The sequence below is a fragment of the Brevibacterium picturae genome (assembly GCF_900105045.1).
Taxonomy (GTDB): Bacteria; Actinomycetota; Actinomycetes; order Actinomycetales; family Brevibacteriaceae; genus Brevibacterium; species Brevibacterium picturae.
Map to the genome: position 1 here is coordinate 3,285,745 of NZ_LT629739.1, position 17,003 is coordinate 3,302,747.

A 17,003-nucleotide genomic window follows, 5' to 3' on the forward strand; every position below is an offset into this window, starting at 1 on the left:
ACTCGGTCAGAACGTGCTGGCGACTCCGTAGAGGGCGAGGCTGAAGGCGAAGCCGACCAGGCCGAGGATGGTCTGGGCCACGGTCCAGGTCTTCAGCGTGGTCTTGGTGTCCATGCCGAAGAATCTGGAGACCAGCCAGAAGCCCGAATCGTTGACGTGGCTGGCGACCACGGACCCTGCGGCCAGGGACAGCACGATGGCGGCGACCTGCAGGCTTGAGAAATCGGGGTTGCCGACGACGACCGGCTGGACGAGGGCCGCCGCTGTTGTCAGTGCGACCGTTGCAGAGCCTTGGGCGATGCGCACGATCGCTGCGATGACGAATCCGGCCACGATGACCGGCAGGCCCAGGGCCGCGAGGGAGTCGGCGATGGAATCACCGATCCCACTGGCCTGCAGCACCCCGCCGAACATGCCGCCGGCTCCGGTGATGAGGATGATCGAGCAGATCGGGCCCAGGGCTGAGTCGACGATGTACTCGACCATGCCGCGGCCCTTCTTCTTGCGCCATCCCAGCAGCCACATGGCTACCAGCACGGTGATGAGCAGGGCGATCGGGGTTTCACCGAGCATCCGCAAGGAGGTGATCAGGGTGGACTCGGGGTCGACCCAGCCGGCCTCACCGGCGAAGTTGAGGCCGGTGTTGAGGAAGATGAGCACGAGCGGCAGGGTCAGCAGGACGAGGACTGTCGAGAGCTTGGGCGAGGATCTGAAGTCGGCGAACTCCTCGGCCGGGTCGTGGGCCAGGAGCGAGGGGACGGGGACCTCGACTCGTCTGCCGATGAAGAGTCCGAACAGATACCCGCACATGTACCAGGCGGGCACGGCGATGATGAGACCGCAGATGAGGACGAGACCGACGTTCGCGCCCAGGAGGCCGGATGCGGCCACGGGCCCGGGATGCGGCGGGACGAAGATGTGCATTGCCGAGAAGGCGATTGCCGATGGCATGGCGTAGAGCAGCAGCGAGCCGCCGAGGCGCTTGGCCAATGTGAAGATGATCGGCAGCATGACGACCAGGCCGGCGTCGAAGAAGATCGGGAACCCGAACAGCAGCGAAGTCAGGCCCAGTGCCAGGGGTGCCCGCTTCTCTCCGAAGGTCCTGATGAGTGCGTCCGTGAGCACCTGCGCCCCACCGGATAGTTCGAGCATTCGTCCGAGCATGGCGCCGAGTCCCACGAGGAGTGCGACGCTGGCCAGGGTGGAGCCGAAGCCGTCGTACATGACCGGCACGAGGTCGCCGGGGGAGACGCCTGCGGCCAGGGCGGTGAGCACACTGACCACGACGAGTGCGACGAAAGCATGAAGTCTGAAGCGGATGATGAGGATGAGCAGCACGGCGATGGCTGCTGCGGCAATGCCGAGCAGTGCCGGGGTGGACAGCGTCCAGTTGAGTTCGATCTCGGTCACAATTTCCTCTTCCTTGAGGTTCGACGGCGGGCAGGTGGCGATGGTCGGCGGGCAGGTGGCAATGGACAGTGGTCAGGTGGCGTGGCAGAGCGTTCAGTCGGCATGGGGGAGGCGTTCGATGATGTACCGGCTCACCTCATCGGGAGATAAGTCGATGGGTGCGAGGAAATGCGCCTCCTCGACGGTGAGTGGTTCCAGCGTCTCGAGCTGGGAGTCGACAAGCGCAGGCGACATGAACTCGTGCGAACGCCGTTCGAGGTGGTCGACGATGATCTCGCGGTCCCCGGTGAGATGGACGAAGAAGGTTGCCGGTGCCTGCGCCCTCAAATAGTCGCGATAGCTGCGTCGCAGCGCGGAACAGGCGACGACGGGCCGCGGAGCTGCGGACAGCTCGTTGGCCACAGTCGTCAGCCACGGCCAGCGATCCTCGTCGTCGAGGGGGATTCCCGCACGCATCTTCTCCTTGTTGTCCTGACTGTGGAGATCATCGGCATCGACGAACGGGGCTCCGAGTTCTGCAGCCAAGCGACGGCCGATCAGGGTCTTCCCCGTGCCGGACACCCCCATGATGACAAGCGGGGGACGGTCCATTTCAATCGGCCTCTCGTAAAGATATGATGACATTGCTACACTGCACTCATTAAATCAGATTTATAAGAATCTAAGCGAGACGCGTGCAACTGTCAACAGGGGCGAGCGGCCGTCAGCCACGACTAGCAGCCACACGGCTAGCAGCCACGAGGAAGAGGATTGGGTATGACCGCGGAAGTGGGCGTGATCGGCACCGGAGTGATGGGCTCGAATCTCGCGCGGAACCTCGCGCGGAATTTGGCGGGTCGGACGGGAGCGCGAGTTGCCGTCTACGACCGCGACGTCGACCGGGCTTCTGCGCTGGCAGCCGAACATCCCGAAGCGGAGTTCCTCGTCGCCTCATCGCCGGCGGATCTGGCCAGCAAGCTCTCTGGCCCGCGAGTGGCGATCCTCATGGTCAATGCCGGCGCTGCCACGGACTCGGCGATCAACGATCTGGTTCAGGTTTTCGAACCCGGAGACATCATCGTCGACGGCGGGAACTCGCTCTTCACTGACACGATCGCTCGCGGTGGGACCGTGAGCCAGTCCGGCATCGAGTTCGTCGGGGTCGGCATCTCCGGGGGAGAGGTCGGTGCGCTCGAGGGACCGTCGATGATGGTCGGCGGCACGGAATCCGCGTGGTCGAGGCTGCGACCGATCCTCGAACCCAGCGCCGCACGTGCCGAACCCAGCGATGAGAGCGTCGAACCCAGCGCCGCACGAGGCGTGCAGGCCGAACGGGAGTCGTGCATCGCTCATGTGGGCACCGATGGGGCCGGACACTTCGTGAAGATGATCCACAACGGGATCGAATACGCGGACATGCAGCTCATCGCTGAGGCCTTCGCGCTGCTGAGAAGCAGACTCGGGCTCACTCCGCCGGAGATCGCCGAGGTCTTCAGAGAGTGGAACCGAGGAGATCTCGAGTCCTATCTGATCGAGATCACCGCCGAGGTGCTCGACCACACCGATGCGGTCACAGGCCAGCCATTCGTCGATGTCATCGCCGATTCTGCCGGGGCCAAGGGAACGGGCGGCTGGACGGTGAAGACCGGGCTCGACCTGGGCGTGCCAGTCGCCACCATCGCCGAGGCGGTCTCGGCCAGGTCCCTGTCCGCGGCTTCCGTACTGCGTTCCTCCGGGACGGCGTTGGACGGTCCGTCGACTGCCGCCTCGGCGATCGACGAAGCCCGCGCCTCGGCGGATGACGGTGCTCCCGCCTCGGCGATCGATGATCGTGACATGGTCCTCGAGACTGTGCGTCAGGCGCTGTTTACGGGAAAGGTCCTCGCCTATGTGCAGGGATTCCACGAGATCGCCGCAGGTGCGCAGGAGCACGGCTGGAACACGGACCTCGGCGAAGTGGCCAGAATCTGGAGGGCGGGCTGCATCATCCGCGCCAGATTCCTCGACCGGATCACGGAGGCCTACGAGGCGGATCCGGATCTGAGCTCACTGCTGGCCGATCCGCATTTCCAGGATTCGCTCAACGCCGGGCAGCAGGCTCTGCGGGATACGGTCGCCGATGCTGCCGCTCACGGCGTGCCGATTCCGGCCCTGGCCTCGGCGCTGTCGTACTTCGACGGCGTCCGCGCCTCGCGGGCGTCTGCGGCGCTGGTGCAGGGGCAGCGAGACTTCTTCGGCTCCCATACCTACGCGCGCACAGATCGCTCGGGAACCTTCCACACGCTGTGGTCGGGTGATCGCAGCGAAGTGCAGCTGTGAGGGCCGGCGTCTCTGCAGCTGGGCGATAGTGGCCCAAACCTCGCGAACGTGGCAATGTGGGAGACATGACTTTGCCACATGAAGATATCGATCCAGACGGCCTGCTCGAATACTCGGTGGTCTTCACCGACCGATCACTGAACCACATGTCGGGTCGATTCGTCTCCGTCATGCAGGACATCAACCGCGTCCTGCGTGAAGCCTACGACGCCCACAGTGTGGCCATCGTCCCCGGCGGCGGCAGCTACGCCATGGAATCCGTGGCCCGGCAGCTCGCGACCGGCAAGAAGTGCCTGGTGGTCCGCAACGGACTGTTCTCCTTCCGCTGGTCACAGATTCTCGACGCCGGAAACATTGCGAGCGAGACGACCGTGCTCAAGGCATCCCCGAGCAGCGACGAGCACCAGTCGGCCTGGTCGCCGGCCCCCGTCGCCGAGGTGGTCGCCGCCATCGAGGCCGAACGCCCGGCAGTCGTGTTCGCACCCCACATCGAAACCGCCTCCGGGATGCTCCTGCCCGATGACTACATCCGCCAGGTCGCCGACGCCGTGCACAAGGTCGGCGGCGTCTTCGTCCTCGACTGCATCGCCTCGGGTGCAGTGTGGGCCTCGCAGACGGATCTGGGTGTCGACGTGCTCATCAGCGCCCCGCAGAAGGGGTGGAGCGGTTCACCCTGTGCCGGTTATGTCATGCTCAGCGAAGCCGGCCGCGCTGTCGTCCAGGAGTCCACCTCGTCGAGCTTCGCCATGGACCTGAAGAAGTGGCTGTTCATCGCCGACGAATACGAAGAGGGCCGGGCGCCGTATCACGCGACCATGCCGACCGATTCGCTGGCACACAACGCCAAGCTCATGCTCGAGACGCAGGAGCGCGGTTTCGACAAGCTCTCAGCAGCGCAGTTCGAGCTCGGTGATCGGGTTCGCGCGGTCTTCTCCGATCGTGGACTGCCCTCGGTCGCGGCACCCGAATTCGCCTCGCCCAGCGTGGTCGTCGTCCACACGGACAACCCGAAGCTGGCCACCGGTGCGAGCTTCAAGGAAGCCGGCGTCCAGATCGCTGCCGGCGTGCCCCTGCAGTGTGATGAGCCCGAGGACTTCTCGACCTTCCGCATCGGCCTCTTCGGCCTCGACAAGCTCGGCGACATCGACGGCACGATCTCCCGTCTCGAAGCCGCCCTCGACTCGATCGGCGTAACGCCGCAGGCGTGACCGCCACACACCAGGAGCGCCAAAACATCTCGTTGCACAGGGATGTTTTGGCGCTCCTGGTGTGTGTTGATCGCCGATTCCATCGTCGACAGGCCGACAACTCTGGCAGAGCACAGTTCGCCCAAATACACTGTGGCAATGACTCAGAGAGAGCAACGTCAGCGGCTAGGGACGAATGACTTCGACCTTGAAGACGAACTGGTTGATGAGGCCACCGCAACCGTGGTCACGGGAGCAAAGCGTCTGAATCGGAAGTGGCCGGAACTCCTCGTCACCGGATTCTTCGGCGGTGTCGATGTGGGCCTGGGCATTCTGGCGATGGTGCTGGTCAAGCAGACAACGGGCTCTGATGTGCTGGCAGGTCTTGCCTTCGGCATCGGTCTGTTGGCGCTGAAGCTTGCCCACTCAGAGTTGTTCACCGAAGAGTTTCTGCTGCCTATCAACGCCGTGATCGCAGGCCAGGCCAATGTGCTTCAGGTGGTCCGCCTGTGGGCGGTGACCCTGGTGACCAACCTGGTCGGAGGCCTGGCCTTTGCCGGACTGATGGTTCTGGCGCTGCCTGATTACCATTCGACGATGATTGAAACGGCCGTGAAGTACATGGACCAACCGTCCTTGGTGGTGATGATCGCGCTGTCGCTCCTGGCCGGTGCCACCGTCACCTTGTCGACTCGGATGTCACAGGGAACCTCGAACGACGTCGTCCTCGCCATCGTCAGCATGGCATCGGGTCTGCTGCTCATCGGTCTCGGCATGCTCCACGGTGCCCTCAACGCGATCGTCATCTTCGCCGCCATGTTGGCCGGGGCGGATATCTCGATGCTGGATCTGCTGAAATGGTTTGCGATCGTCATCCCATTCAACATGCTCGGCGGGCTGCTCCTCATCACCCTGCCCCGGGTGGTCCGGACGTATCGTGTGCTTCGTGCAGTGCGCAAGGGCACGGTCTCGTTGGAAGACCTCGAGACACAGTCGAAGTAGGCGATAGCTGACGGTGGCCGTAAGTCTACGCGGCGGCCGCAACTCCACCCCGTAGCCGCAACTCCCACCGGAAGTTGCTGCTGGCACCGGTAGCCCTGCTGCAAACACTCAGTGCCATAACCTCCCCTTGCGGCGAGAGGTTATGGCACTGGTGGTGCGCGGTGTTGCTGACTGCTTCGTGCTGGCGGTGCTGCCGAATGCTGTGCTCAGGCGGTGGAGCCGAGCGCGACGACGTTGTCGGCGAGGCGTTCGTTGTCGCCGTACATGAAGTGGTTCTTCATGTTCTCCGAGAACCGGCTGGCATCGGTGGTCAGCCCGACAGCCTCGGCGACCTCACGAATGTGCATCGGGGTCGCGCCACAGCACACGCCGATGTAGTTCACGCCCAGGTCATAGGCTTCCTTCGCGAACGCGCCGATCTCATAGCGGTTGGTCTGCAGCGGGTCGAGGGCGGTGGGGAAGGTGCGACCGTGCGGGGAAGCCACCTCGGCGCGGGGGTCGGAGAGGTTGAAGAAGGTGGGCTCATCCTGGGTCGTGCGGTAGGGGATGGGCAGGGCGCCGACGTGACAGGACACTGCCGCACGGATCTCCTTCAGCCACGGCAGCATTGTGGAGGGTCCGCGGAAGCAGTTGAGTCCGACGACGTCGACGCCCAGCTGTTCGAGCTTCTGCGCTGTTTCGACGATGCTGACGCCATCGGCCATCTCCTGGAAGGCCATGGGGGCCAGGGTGAGGACGACGGGCAGGCCGCTGGCCCTGGCGATCTCGGCAGCAGCGATGGCCTCGCCGGCGAAGTAGAAGGTCTCGCCGACGATGAGGTCGGCGCCTTCGTCCACGGCCCATCCCACCATCTCGGTGAACATGGAACGGACCTCGGCCTGCCGGTCCGGATTCTCGGGATCCCAGATGTTCGAGTTGGAGATGTTTCCGGCCATGAAGTTTCCGGGTTTGGCGTCGGCAACGCTGCGGGCGATCTGCAGGGCGGAGCGGTTGAGAGGTTCGAGCAGATCCTCTTTGCCGATGACCCGCATCTTCTCGCGGTGGCCGTTGTAGGTGAAGGCTTCGACGATGTCCGAGCCGGCGCGCTGGAAGTCCACGTGCAGTGAGCGCAGAGCATCGGGGAATTCGAGCGCGACCTCGGGCACGAATTCTCCGGCGGACAGGTAGCCGCGCTTCTCGAGTTCGAACAGGAAGCCTTCGGCACAGATCACAGGTCCGGCGTCGAGGCGTTGGGTCAGAGCGTTGGCGGTCATGAGTGCTCTCCGTACAGCAAGTAGAGGACAGGAGGTTGAACTCGTTCAGGCTGAAGACCTGAACTTAGGCATATAACCATTTTCGCCGACGTTGTCGACGTCACATCGACATAATGAGCTCAGACTGACACATTCAGTCACACGCCGACGCATCACGAGTCCTTGCAGCGAGTCACCGGGTGGGTGAATCGGGCTTCTGGGCGGTGGTCGTCTCCGCATGCCCACCGGACTTCGAACGCAATGGCGCAAACGGGGCGAGCAGCAGCCGGGTCACGGTTGACGAGTACCAGCGCAGGGCCCGCTCGAAGGGTGCCCACGACAGCACGTACGTGGCGAGCAGCGCCAGGGCGAGACAGATGACGAAGATCAGTGGGGAGCCGAGCACTTCGTCGATGTCATCGAGGAGGGGCTCGAGACCGCGGACGACGAATCCGTGGATGACATAGACCGCCAGGCTGTGGCGACCGATCTTGGCGATGAGGTTGTCCTTCTCGCCCACCCACATGAGCAGCATCAGAGTCATGAGCAGAGCCCCGATGTCGACGATGAGCCGAAGGCCGACGCCCTCGGGGATGCTGACACCGAAATGAGCGAAGTTGAGGCTGCCGTACAACCAGTGGTGGTCGACCTCGTCGAGGTAGAAATAGCCGATCGTGCCCAGCGCAGCAGCCGTGAAGAACAACTTCTGCCAGATGCGCAGGCTGCCCGCCCAGTTGAGGATCTGCTTGCCGTAAAGCTTGCCGACGACGAAGAAGGGCCAGAAGATCATCGACCGTGACGCCGAGAGCTCAGTATCGAGCAGCGGCAGAATACCGCCGAAGAGCCCCACCACCACCGAGGTGACGAGGATCGTTCGTGGGAACCGTTCGATGAACGGCACGGTGATGATCCAGCACGCCATCGACAGCAGGAACCACGAGTACCAGAACGGAGTCAGGAAGCTGTAGTCGGGATCGAGGCCGACGAGCCACATCCAGCCCCACAGCAGGGGCAGCACAGTGAACAGCAGAACAAGGAAGGTCAGGACGCGTTCGGGCAGCCTCGTCGACTTCGCTGTGACTCCGGCCAGGAAGACGAAGGCCGGCATGTGGAACGAGTAGATGAGGTACATCGGCGCACTCAGCACTTCGTCATCCCACGGTCCCGTCCGGGCCAGCAGGTGGCCGAGGACGACTGTGAAGATGAGGATGCCTTTGGCGCGGTCCAGGCGGTGATCTCGTGTGGGCACCACGCCACGATAGCGCGTCGACTGCACAAAGCAGAAAGTTTTCATCACGCTGTGAGGCGGAGGTCAGGTGCTGTTCAGGCTGAAAGTGGCTGCCTGCTCAGCGGGCGCAGGCGACGCAGGTCGGCGCGTAGGGTCGGATCTCCAGCCGCACGTCCGGGATGGGGTTTGCGCAGTTGGTGCAGATTCCGAACGTGCCGCTCTCAAGTCTCGCCAGCGCCTCGGCGATGTCGATCAGGCGCTCCTGGCACTGGCGCAGCAGAGTGTCTGCCTGCGAGCGTTCGAAGGCAAGGGTCGCCCCTTCAGGGTCGTGCTCGTCGTCGCTGTTGTCACCCTCGCGTGCGGCCGCGAGATCATCGATGTCCGAGGACAGGGCGCTGATGAGCCTCCTGGTTTCGGAGTCTTCGGCGTGCAGCAGCTCTCGCATCCGATTCGAATCGACCATCAGCACTCCTCCCCGTTCGCCCTCAGTCGTCCAAAGCCTCGGTGGTTTCGAGCCAGCGCTCTTCCAGCTCGCTCATTTCGTCGTTGAGCTCCTGCAGGGATGAGGTGAGCTTCTGGAGTCCCTCGAAGTCGGTTTGGTCGTGGTCGGCCATCTCGTCGTGGGCGCGAGCGATCCGCTTGCTCAGCTTGTCCATGCGGCGTTCGATCGAGGAAGCCTCCTTCTTCGCCGCCCGGGCTTGGGCGCCGGAGAGCGTGTCCTCTCCTGCACCGCCGGAGCCAGAGCCAGTCGACTCCCCGGATGCGGTCGAACCGACGGATTTGTTCGAGCCGCCGGATGTGACCGAACCGACGGACTTGGCCGATCCTCCGGACTTGGCGCTTTCGGCGCGCAGCTTCAGATATTCGTCGACGCCTCCGGGAACATGGCGCAGACCCTTGTCGAGGATCGCGTACTGCTGATCGGTGACCCGCTCGAGCAGGTACCTGTCGTGAGAGACGACGATCAGCGTGCCGGGCCAGGAATCGAGGAGGTCCTCCATCGCCGCCAACATATCGGAGTCGACGTCATTGGTCGGCTCATCGAGGATGATGACATTGGGTTCGGACATGAGCAGCAGCAACAGCTGCAACCGCCGCTTCTGTCCGCCGGAGAGCTCCTTGACCCGAGCCGAGAGGTGTTCCTTGGCGAAACCGAGGCGCTCCAACAGCTGCGCCGGGGTAAAATCCTTGCCCTCGATGGTGAAGTTCGTCTTCGATTCCGACAGAACCTCACGCACTCTCTGACCACCGATCGCGGCCAGATCCTTGAACTGCTGATCGAGGACCCCGACCTTCACGGTCTTCCCGCGCTTGACTCTGCCCTCGTCCGGTTCGAGCTCACCCGCAATCAGACTGAGCAGAGTCGACTTGCCGGCGCCGTTGGGACCCAGGATCCCTGTGCGTTCACCTGGACCGATGCGCCAGGTGACATTGTCCAGTATCTGCTGGTCACCGAAACTCAGAGACACGTCGAGGAGGTCGACGACGTCCTTGCCCAGACGTGCGGTCGCCATCTTCTTCAGTTCGATCGGGTTGCGCACCTCCGGTACATCGGCGATGAGCTGGTTTGCCGCTTCGATCCGGAACTTCGGCTTCGAGGTTCGGGCGGGCGCACCTCGGCGCAGCCATGCCAGTTCCTTACGCATGAGGTTCTGGCGCTTCTGCTCCGTCGCTGCTGCGATCCGATCGCGTTCGACGCGTTGGAGGACGTAGGCGGCGTATCCGCCTTCGAAGGGTTCGACGATCTGGTCGTGGACCTCCCAGGTCTTGGTGCAGACCTCATCGAGGAACCACCGGTCGTGGGTCACGAGCAGCAGGGCACCGGAGTTCTTCGCCCATCTGTTCTTGATGTGCTTGGCCAGCCATGAGATGCCGTCGACGTCGAGGTGGTTGGTCGGCTCATCGAGGATGAGCAGGTCCCAGTCCTCGATGAGCAGTGCTGCCAGAGCCACGCGTCGGCGCTGGCCGCCGGAGAGGCTGCCGATGGTGGCATTCCAGTCGAGGTCGGCGATGAGGCCTGCAATGATGTCGCGGGCACCAGCGTCTCGGGCCCACTCGTGGTCGTCCATGTCGCCGACGACGGAATGGCCGACGGTGGCATCGGAATCCATGGTGTCGCGTTGGCTGAGCATGCCCAGGCGCATTCCGCCGCGGTAGGTCACGCGGCCGGAATCGGGTTCGATGGTGCCGGCGAGCATGCCCAGCAGGCTCGACTTTCCATCGCCGTTGCGGCCGACGATGCCGATCATGTCCCCGGCGTCGACGCCGAGCGTGACGGAGTCGAAGACGATGCGGGTGGGGTATTCGAGGTGCAGGGCTTCAGCCCCGAGAAGATGTGCCATAACGCCCTCCAGCCTAGAGCACGAGTGGTCCGGGACCAGCATGCGCCGGCAGCCGGCAGGCAGTCAGGGGGTCGGAACCGCAGCCGCCGTCCGGGACGGTCGATCCCGGTGCCGAGGGACGCCCTGCGGGGTGGCCGAATCCGGAGCCGGGACAGGGCGAACATGAAGTTATGTTGCGTTTTCATATCGGTGTCGAGGATTCAGATGCTATCGGCCCCCGATAGGGCCTCCAGTGGCATTAGACTGACGGAAAATTCATTGAAATATGACTGATCATCCAGTGATTTCACAAACTCGGCGGAGGACTCTGTGCCTCGATCGACGCCGTTGTTGGTCGTGAGAAACGTGAGAAAAGAGAAATCGTGAAGAAGCTCGTATCTGCGGTGTCGATTGCCGCCGCATCTGCCCTCGTGCTCTCCGCCTGTGGATCAGGCGGCAGCGGCGACACCGAGGCCGAGGACTTCCTCGGCTGCATGGTGTCGGACTCCGGTGGCTGGGATGACCAGTCGTTCAACCAGTCGGGTCGTGAGGGGCTGCAGGCAGCGGTGGACAACCTCGGCATCGAGGAGTCACTGGCCGAGTCGCAGGGCGACGCGGACTTCAAGCCCAACGTCGACAACATGATCCAGCAGGGCTGCAACCTCACGTTCGGCGTCGGGTTCCTGCTCGAGGATGCGATCCAAGAGGCGGCAGAGGCCAACACGGATCTCAACTTCGCCCTCATCGACTCCACCTTCTCCGATCCCGACGGTAACCCCGTGACCCTCGACAACGCCAAGCCCCTGGTCTTCAACACAGCCGAGGCCGCCTACCTCGCCGGTTATGTGGCTGCGGCGTCGTCGGAGTCCGGCAAGGTCGGAACCTTCGGCGGCATCCAGATCCCCTCGGTGACGATCTTCATGGACGGGTTCGCCGATGGCGTCAAGAAGTTCAACGAAGAGAACAAGGAAGACGTCAAGCTCCTGGGCTGGGACAAGGAGAAGCAGGACGGATCGTTTTCCGGTGACTTCGAGAACCAGGGCCAGGGGCAGGCGCTGACCAAGCAGCTCATCTCCCAGGGCGCCGACGTCATCATGCCCGTCGCTGGTCCTGTGGGATTGGGCGCAGCCGCTGCTGCCAAGGAAGCCAAGGACGTCAAACTCGTCTGGGTCGACTCCGACGGATACGAGTCCACCGAATACGGAGACATCATCCTCACCTCGGTGGTCAAGGAGATCGCCAACGCCGTCGAGGACACCGTCGCCGAGGCTCAGAAGGGCGAGTTCACCTCCGAACCCTATGTCGGCACCCTCGAGAACGAAGGCGTCGGACTTGCTCCCTACCACGACTTCGAGGACAAGGTTCCCGAGGACGTGAAGAAGAAGGTCGAAGAGCTTGAGAAGAAGATCATCGACGGTTCGCTGACCGTGGATTCCGAGAGCACGCCCAAATAGGCGAATAGGTTAAACTGCAGGGCCGAGTCCTTTCGGCCCTGCAGTTTTCGAATTTATGAGGAGTACCGGAAGCAGTGAAACTCGAGCTTCGCGGGATGACGAAGGTGTTCGGATCGTTCGTGGCCAACGACCACATCGATCTCACCATCGAGCCGGGCGAGATCCACGCCCTGCTGGGTGAGAACGGCGCCGGAAAATCCACCATGATGAACGTCCTCTACGGACTCTACGACGCCGACGGGGGAGACATCCTCCTCGACGACAAGCCTGTGACCTTCGCCGGTCCGGGCGACGCCGTGGCCGCCGGCATCGGCATGGTCCACCAGCACTTCATGCTCGTGCCCGTGTTCACCGTCGCCGAATCGGTGGCACTCGGCTACGAACCGACGAAGTCCGTGGGGCTCATCGACCTCGCCGAGGCGCGGAAGAAGGTCAGGGAGATCTCGTCGAGATTCAACTTCCATCTCGACCCCGACGCTCGCATCGAGGACCTGCCGGTCGGTGCTCAGCAGCGCGTTGAGATCATCAAGGCCCTGTCCCGCGATGCGAAGATCCTCATCCTCGACGAGCCCACTGCCGTGCTCACCCCGCAGGAGACCGATGAGCTCATCTCGATCATGCGCCAGCTCAAGGAGCAGGGCACCTCGATCGTGTTCATCACCCACAAACTGCGTGAGGTCCGAGCGATCGCGGACTCCATCACGGTCATCCGCCGCGGCAAGATCGTCGGCGAGGCCTCCCCAGAATCCACCGAGGCGGAGCTGGCCAGCCAGATGGTCGGCCGTGCCGTATCCCTGACGACGGAGAAGGACGAGGCCGACCCCGGAGACGCCACCTTCCAGGTACGGGGCCTCACCGTGGTCGACAAGGCCGAGAACGTCGTCGTCGATGATGTCAGCTTCGACGTCCGTCGCGGCGAGATCCTCGCCGTCGCCGGCGTGCAGGGCAACGGTCAGACGGAGTTGGCCGAAACCATCATCGGGTTGACCCAACCACGACTGGGCTCGATCACCCTCGACGGGAAGAACATCGTCGGCCAGTCCGTCAAAGACCGTCTGGGTTCGGGCATCGGCTTCGTCCCCGAAGACCGATCCACCGACGGCATCATCGCCGAGTTCACGATCCGCGAGAACATGATCCTCGACGTCTACGACCGTCCTCCGTATGCCAAGGGCCTCAACCTCAAACCCGCGGTCATCAACGACGAGGCGAAGAAGAAGGTCGAGGAGTTCGACATCCGCCTCGGCAGCGTCGTCGACCCGATCGCGACACTGTCGGGAGGCAACCAGCAGAAGGTTGTCCTCTCCCGTGAGCTCGGTCGCGACCTGCGCCTGTTCATCGCCAGCCAGCCCACCCGCGGCCTCGACGTCGGATCGATCGAGTTCGTCCACAAACGCGTCATCGCCGAGCGCGATGCCGGCACTCCCTGCCTCATCGTCTCGACAGAGCTCGACGAGGTCTACGGAATCGCCGATCGGATCGCCGTCATGTACTCGGGCCGCATCGTCGGCGTCGTCGGCGCCGACACCTCACGTGAGGCCCTGGGCCTGATGATGGCCGGCGTCCCTGCCGACGAAGCACTCGCCGCCACCGCGGCACCTGATGAGAACGATGCCGCCACCGCGGCACCCGAGACGAACTCAGCCACCACCTCGGCGGAGGAAGCCAAATGACAACTGACATCTCCCCGGCGCCACCGTCGCCGGCTCCACCGCCGAGCGCCGAGGCGGAAGAGGGCAAGGAACCGAATCTGCTCCGGGAGATCCTGTCCGGGTCATGGCTGGTGTCGGTGTTGGCCATCGTGGTCGCGCTTCTCCTCGGCGGTGTGCTCATCGCCGTGTCCAACGCTGAGGTCGTCGAGGCGGCGAAGCACATCTTCGCGGCCCCAGGCTCCTTCTTCTCGACCCTGTTCTCCACCGTCGGCGACGCGTACTCGGCGCTGTTCCGCGGCGCCGTCTTCGACTGGAATGCCCGCACCACCGAACGCGCGATCCGACCCCTGACCGAATCCCTGGTCAGCGGCACCCCACTCATCCTCACAGGACTCGGCATCGCTTTGGCGTTCCGTTCGGGACTGTTCAACATCGGCGGTCAGGGCCAGGTCATCCTCGGCGCCACGATCGCCGGTTTCCTCGGCTATGCACTCGATCTGCCACCCGTCGTGCACATGCTCATCGCAGCCATCGGCGGCATCATCGGCGGCGCGATCTGGGCCGGCATCGCCGGTGTGCTCAAGGCACGAACCGGAGCCAACGAGGTGATCGTGACGATCATGCTCAACTCCATCGCCGGCTACCTGTTGGGTTACCTGCTCAAGCAGGGCTGGTTCACGCACACCACCTCGGCGAATCCGCAGTCACGGGTACTCGATGACTCCTCGCAGATGTTCCTGCTGCTGCCGTCACCGTTCCGGCTGCACTTCGGCTTCATCATCGCCATCCTCGCCACGATCTTCGTGTGGTGGCTGCTCGAACGCTCGACGATCGGCTTCGAGTTCAAGGCCGTCGGCGCCAACCCGCACGCGGCCCGGACCGCCGGCATTTCCGTGTCGAAGGTGACGATCCTCGTGATGATCGTCGCCGGAGCACTCGCCGGACTCGGCGGAGCGGCTCAAGTGCTCGGCACGGAATTCAAACTCACCGGCGGAATCAGCGGTTCGATCGGCTTCGACGCCATCACCGTGGCACTGCTGGGACGATCCAAACCCCTGGGAACGTTCCTCGCGGGTCTGCTGTTCGGTGCGTTCAAGGCCGGCGGCTACCTGATGCAGTCGCAGACCGGCACCCCGATCGACATCGTCCTCGTGGTCCAATCCGTCATCGTCCTGCTCATCGCGGCCCCACCACTCGTGAGGTCGATCTTCCGGTTGCCCACACCGGCGCTCAAGCGGAAGGAGGCCTGACATGACTGCTCAGAACACGACTGCTGCGACACCGGCGGCGAAGACCTCGGCACAGTCCAAGGCGCTGACCCCGATCGCGTGGAAGTTCCCGATCACCTACACGATCCTGGCCCTCGTCTCGCTCATCTTCTTCGGCCTCATCGGCCGTGACGGAGAGACGACGTTCCGGATCGCAACCAGCGGAGACCTCTTCGCCATTCCCGACGTCGTGGTCTCCTCCACCGTCGCCGGTCTGATCCTGTCCCTCATCCTCGTGGTCATGGCCGCAACTTCGGTCTACCTCGCGCTGAAGCGGATCACCCTGGCCGCCTGGTTCCCGATGGTCTTCGGCATCCTCTTCGTCGTCTCGTTCCTCGCCTGGGCCGGTGGCGGCAGCGGCGGAGTGATCCCGCTGACCACACTGCTGGCCGGTGCCTTGGCACTGTCCGTGCCGCTGATCTTCGGCGCCATGTGCGGCCTCGTCGGCGAACGTTCCGGCATCATCAACATCGCCATCGAAGGTCAGCTCCTGGCTGGTGCCTTCCTCGCCGCAGTCGTCGCCTCCGTGGTTAAGAACCCCTACGCGGGACTGCTGGCGGCACCGATCGCCGGTGCGCTGGTGGCCGTGATCCTCACGTTCTTCGCAGTGAAGTACTGGGTCAACCAGATCATCATCGGCGTCGTCCTCAACGTGCTCGTCGTCGGCGTCACCAGCTTCCTCTACTCGACGGTGCTGACGGAGGACCCCGAGCTGTGGAACGCCAGGCAGAAGCTTCCCGATCTGCCGATTCCGCTGCTGTCGGACATCCCCATCCTGGGCCGGGTGCTCTTCGACCAGAACATCCTCGTCTACATCATGTACGTCGTCGTCATCGCCCTCCAGATCTTCGTGTTCCGCTCGAAGTGGGGCCTGCGGATGCGGGCAGTGGGCGAACACCCGAAGGCCGCCGACACCGTGGGCATCAAGGTCAACTTCACCCGCGTGCGCAACACACTTCTGGCCGGTGCCATCGCGGGCCTCGGCGGTGCCTTCTTCACCGTCGGATCGGGTCTGGCGTTCGGCAAGGAGATGTCTGCCGGCCAGGGGTACATCGCGCTGGCGGCGATGATCCTGGGCAAGTGGAACCCGAAGGGTGCCCTGCTGGCTGCCCTGCTGTTCGGCTTCTCCAAGAGTTTGGGCAACACTCTGCAGTCCATCGGCACCCCGGTGGCCAACGAGCTGCTGCTCATGCTTCCCTATATCGTCACGGTTCTCGCCGTCGCCGGTTTCGTCGGCCGGGTCCGCCCACCGGCGTCCTCGGGCGTGCCGTACGTGAAATAGTTCAAACCCCAAGAGAGAGGTATCCCCTATGACTTCCACAGATGTCGAAGCCTCTGAACACGAGTGGATCGTGGAACCCATCCCTGCCACGGTCGACGACCTGAGCGAGGAAACCTGGTCGCTGCTGCGCGATGAGGCGATGCGGGCAATGCAGTATGCCTACGTTCCGTATTCGTCCTATCCGGTCGGTGCGGCCGCACTCGTCGATGACGGACGAATCGTCAGCGGCGCCAATATCGAGAACGCCTCGTTCGGGGTCACACTGTGTGCCGAATGCTCGCTCGTCTCCGACCTGTTCATGTCCGGCGGCGGCCGACTCGTGGCATTCGACTGCGTCGATGGTGCGGGAGCGACCCTGGTCCCGTGCGGACGATGCCGCCAACTTCTGTTCGAGCACGGCGGCAACGACCTCATGCTCAATATGCCCAGCGGGCGGGAACCCATGTCGGTGGTGCTGCCCGAAGCCTTCGGCCCCGATCACCTGCGCCCCGCTGCGCCGGGCGCAGGCTCCGCCAAGCACTGAACCCGATGTCGCCGAGGTGGCCCCGCAGTTCCAGCGCCACCTCGGCGATCAGCTGTGACCGGCTGTGACCAGCTGTGACCACGAGAACGGCCACAGCACGAGAACGGCACACCCCGGGAACTACCGCATCCTGCGAACGGCACCAC

General features: G+C 63.7%; 14 protein-coding genes. 8 read left to right on the forward strand and 6 right to left on the reverse strand.

The window, feature by feature from the left end; all coding sequences use genetic code 11:
* Positions 1-6: 6 nt before the first annotated feature.
* Together BLT92_RS14975 and BLT92_RS14980 are read right to left on the reverse strand one after the other, a co-directional pair.
* Positions 7-1,410: a GntP family permease gene (locus BLT92_RS14975; protein WP_172802608.1), complete on the reverse strand. Its 1,404-nt coding sequence runs from the start codon at positions 1,408-1,410 to the stop codon at positions 7-9.
* Positions 1,411-1,503: 93 nt separating this feature from the next.
* Positions 1,504-2,034 carry a gluconokinase gene (locus BLT92_RS14980; RefSeq protein WP_231938867.1) on the reverse strand — a complete coding sequence of 177 codons (531 nt, stop codon included), beginning with the start codon at positions 2,032-2,034 and terminating at the stop codon, positions 1,504-1,506.
* A gap of 132 nt (positions 2,035-2,166) precedes the next feature.
* Between BLT92_RS14980 and gndA the strand changes: the two genes are divergently transcribed.
* The 3 genes from gndA (at position 2,167) to BLT92_RS14995 (ending at position 5,897) form a co-directional block, all read left to right on the forward strand.
* Positions 2,167-3,708 (forward strand): NADP-dependent phosphogluconate dehydrogenase, encoded by a 1,542-nt coding sequence (gndA, locus tag BLT92_RS14985; protein WP_092106824.1) that lies wholly within the window; start codon positions 2,167-2,169, stop codon positions 3,706-3,708.
* Between the two features lie 65 nt (positions 3,709-3,773).
* Positions 3,774-4,916, forward strand: a complete 1,143-nt coding sequence (locus BLT92_RS14990) for a pyridoxal-phosphate-dependent aminotransferase family protein (protein WP_092106826.1) — start codon at positions 3,774-3,776, stop codon at positions 4,914-4,916.
* Positions 4,917-5,054: 138 nt separating this feature from the next.
* Complete coding sequence (locus tag BLT92_RS14995) at positions 5,055-5,897, forward strand: formate/nitrite transporter family protein (protein ID WP_092109452.1); 843 nt, start codon at positions 5,055-5,057, stop codon at positions 5,895-5,897.
* A gap of 206 nt (positions 5,898-6,103) precedes the next feature.
* Here the strand turns inward: BLT92_RS14995 and BLT92_RS15000 are convergent, their stop codons facing one another.
* The 4 genes from BLT92_RS15000 to BLT92_RS15015 form a co-directional block, all read right to left on the reverse strand.
* A complete protein-coding gene (locus BLT92_RS15000; protein WP_092106828.1) occupies positions 6,104-7,150 on the reverse strand; it encodes a homocysteine S-methyltransferase family protein in 1,047 nt (348 codons plus the stop codon).
* Between the two features lie 172 nt (positions 7,151-7,322).
* Positions 7,323-8,378, reverse strand: coding sequence for an acyltransferase family protein (locus BLT92_RS15005; RefSeq protein ID WP_092109455.1), 1,056 nt, complete (start codon positions 8,376-8,378; stop codon positions 7,323-7,325).
* 97 nt (positions 8,379-8,475) lie between these two features.
* Positions 8,476-8,820 carry a TraR/DksA family transcriptional regulator gene (locus BLT92_RS15010; protein WP_092106830.1) on the reverse strand — a complete coding sequence of 115 codons (345 nt, stop codon included), beginning with the start codon at positions 8,818-8,820 and terminating at the stop codon, positions 8,476-8,478.
* 22 nt (positions 8,821-8,842) lie between these two features.
* Entirely contained in the window at positions 8,843-10,699 is a 1,857-nt protein-coding gene (locus BLT92_RS15015) for an ABC-F family ATP-binding cassette domain-containing protein (RefSeq protein ID WP_092106832.1), read from the reverse strand.
* A 362-nt stretch (positions 10,700-11,061) separates the two neighbouring features.
* Between BLT92_RS15015 and BLT92_RS15020 the strand changes: the two genes are divergently transcribed.
* The 5 genes from BLT92_RS15020 to BLT92_RS15040 all read left to right on the forward strand — a co-directional run bounded on the left by BLT92_RS15020 (position 11,062) and on the right by BLT92_RS15040 (position 16,857).
* A complete protein-coding gene (locus BLT92_RS15020) occupies positions 11,062-12,132 on the forward strand; it encodes a BMP family lipoprotein (RefSeq protein WP_157691467.1) in 1,071 nt (356 codons plus the stop codon).
* Between the two features lie 74 nt (positions 12,133-12,206).
* Complete coding sequence (locus tag BLT92_RS15025; protein WP_092106834.1) at positions 12,207-13,805, forward strand: ABC transporter ATP-binding protein; 1,599 nt, start codon at positions 12,207-12,209, stop codon at positions 13,803-13,805.
* Positions 13,802-15,034 carry an ABC transporter permease gene (locus BLT92_RS15030; protein WP_092106836.1) on the forward strand — a complete coding sequence of 411 codons (1,233 nt, stop codon included), beginning with the start codon at positions 13,802-13,804 and terminating at the stop codon, positions 15,032-15,034. The genes BLT92_RS15025 and BLT92_RS15030 overlap by 4 nt, the downstream gene beginning before the upstream one ends.
* Before the next feature lies 1 nt (position 15,035).
* Complete coding sequence (locus BLT92_RS15035) at positions 15,036-16,334, forward strand: ABC transporter permease (RefSeq protein WP_092106838.1); 1,299 nt, start codon at positions 15,036-15,038, stop codon at positions 16,332-16,334.
* Positions 16,335-16,362: 28 nt separating this feature from the next.
* Positions 16,363-16,857, forward strand: a complete 495-nt coding sequence (locus BLT92_RS15040) for a cytidine deaminase (protein WP_092106840.1) — start codon at positions 16,363-16,365, stop codon at positions 16,855-16,857.
* The last annotated feature ends 146 nt before the right edge of the window (positions 16,858-17,003 follow it).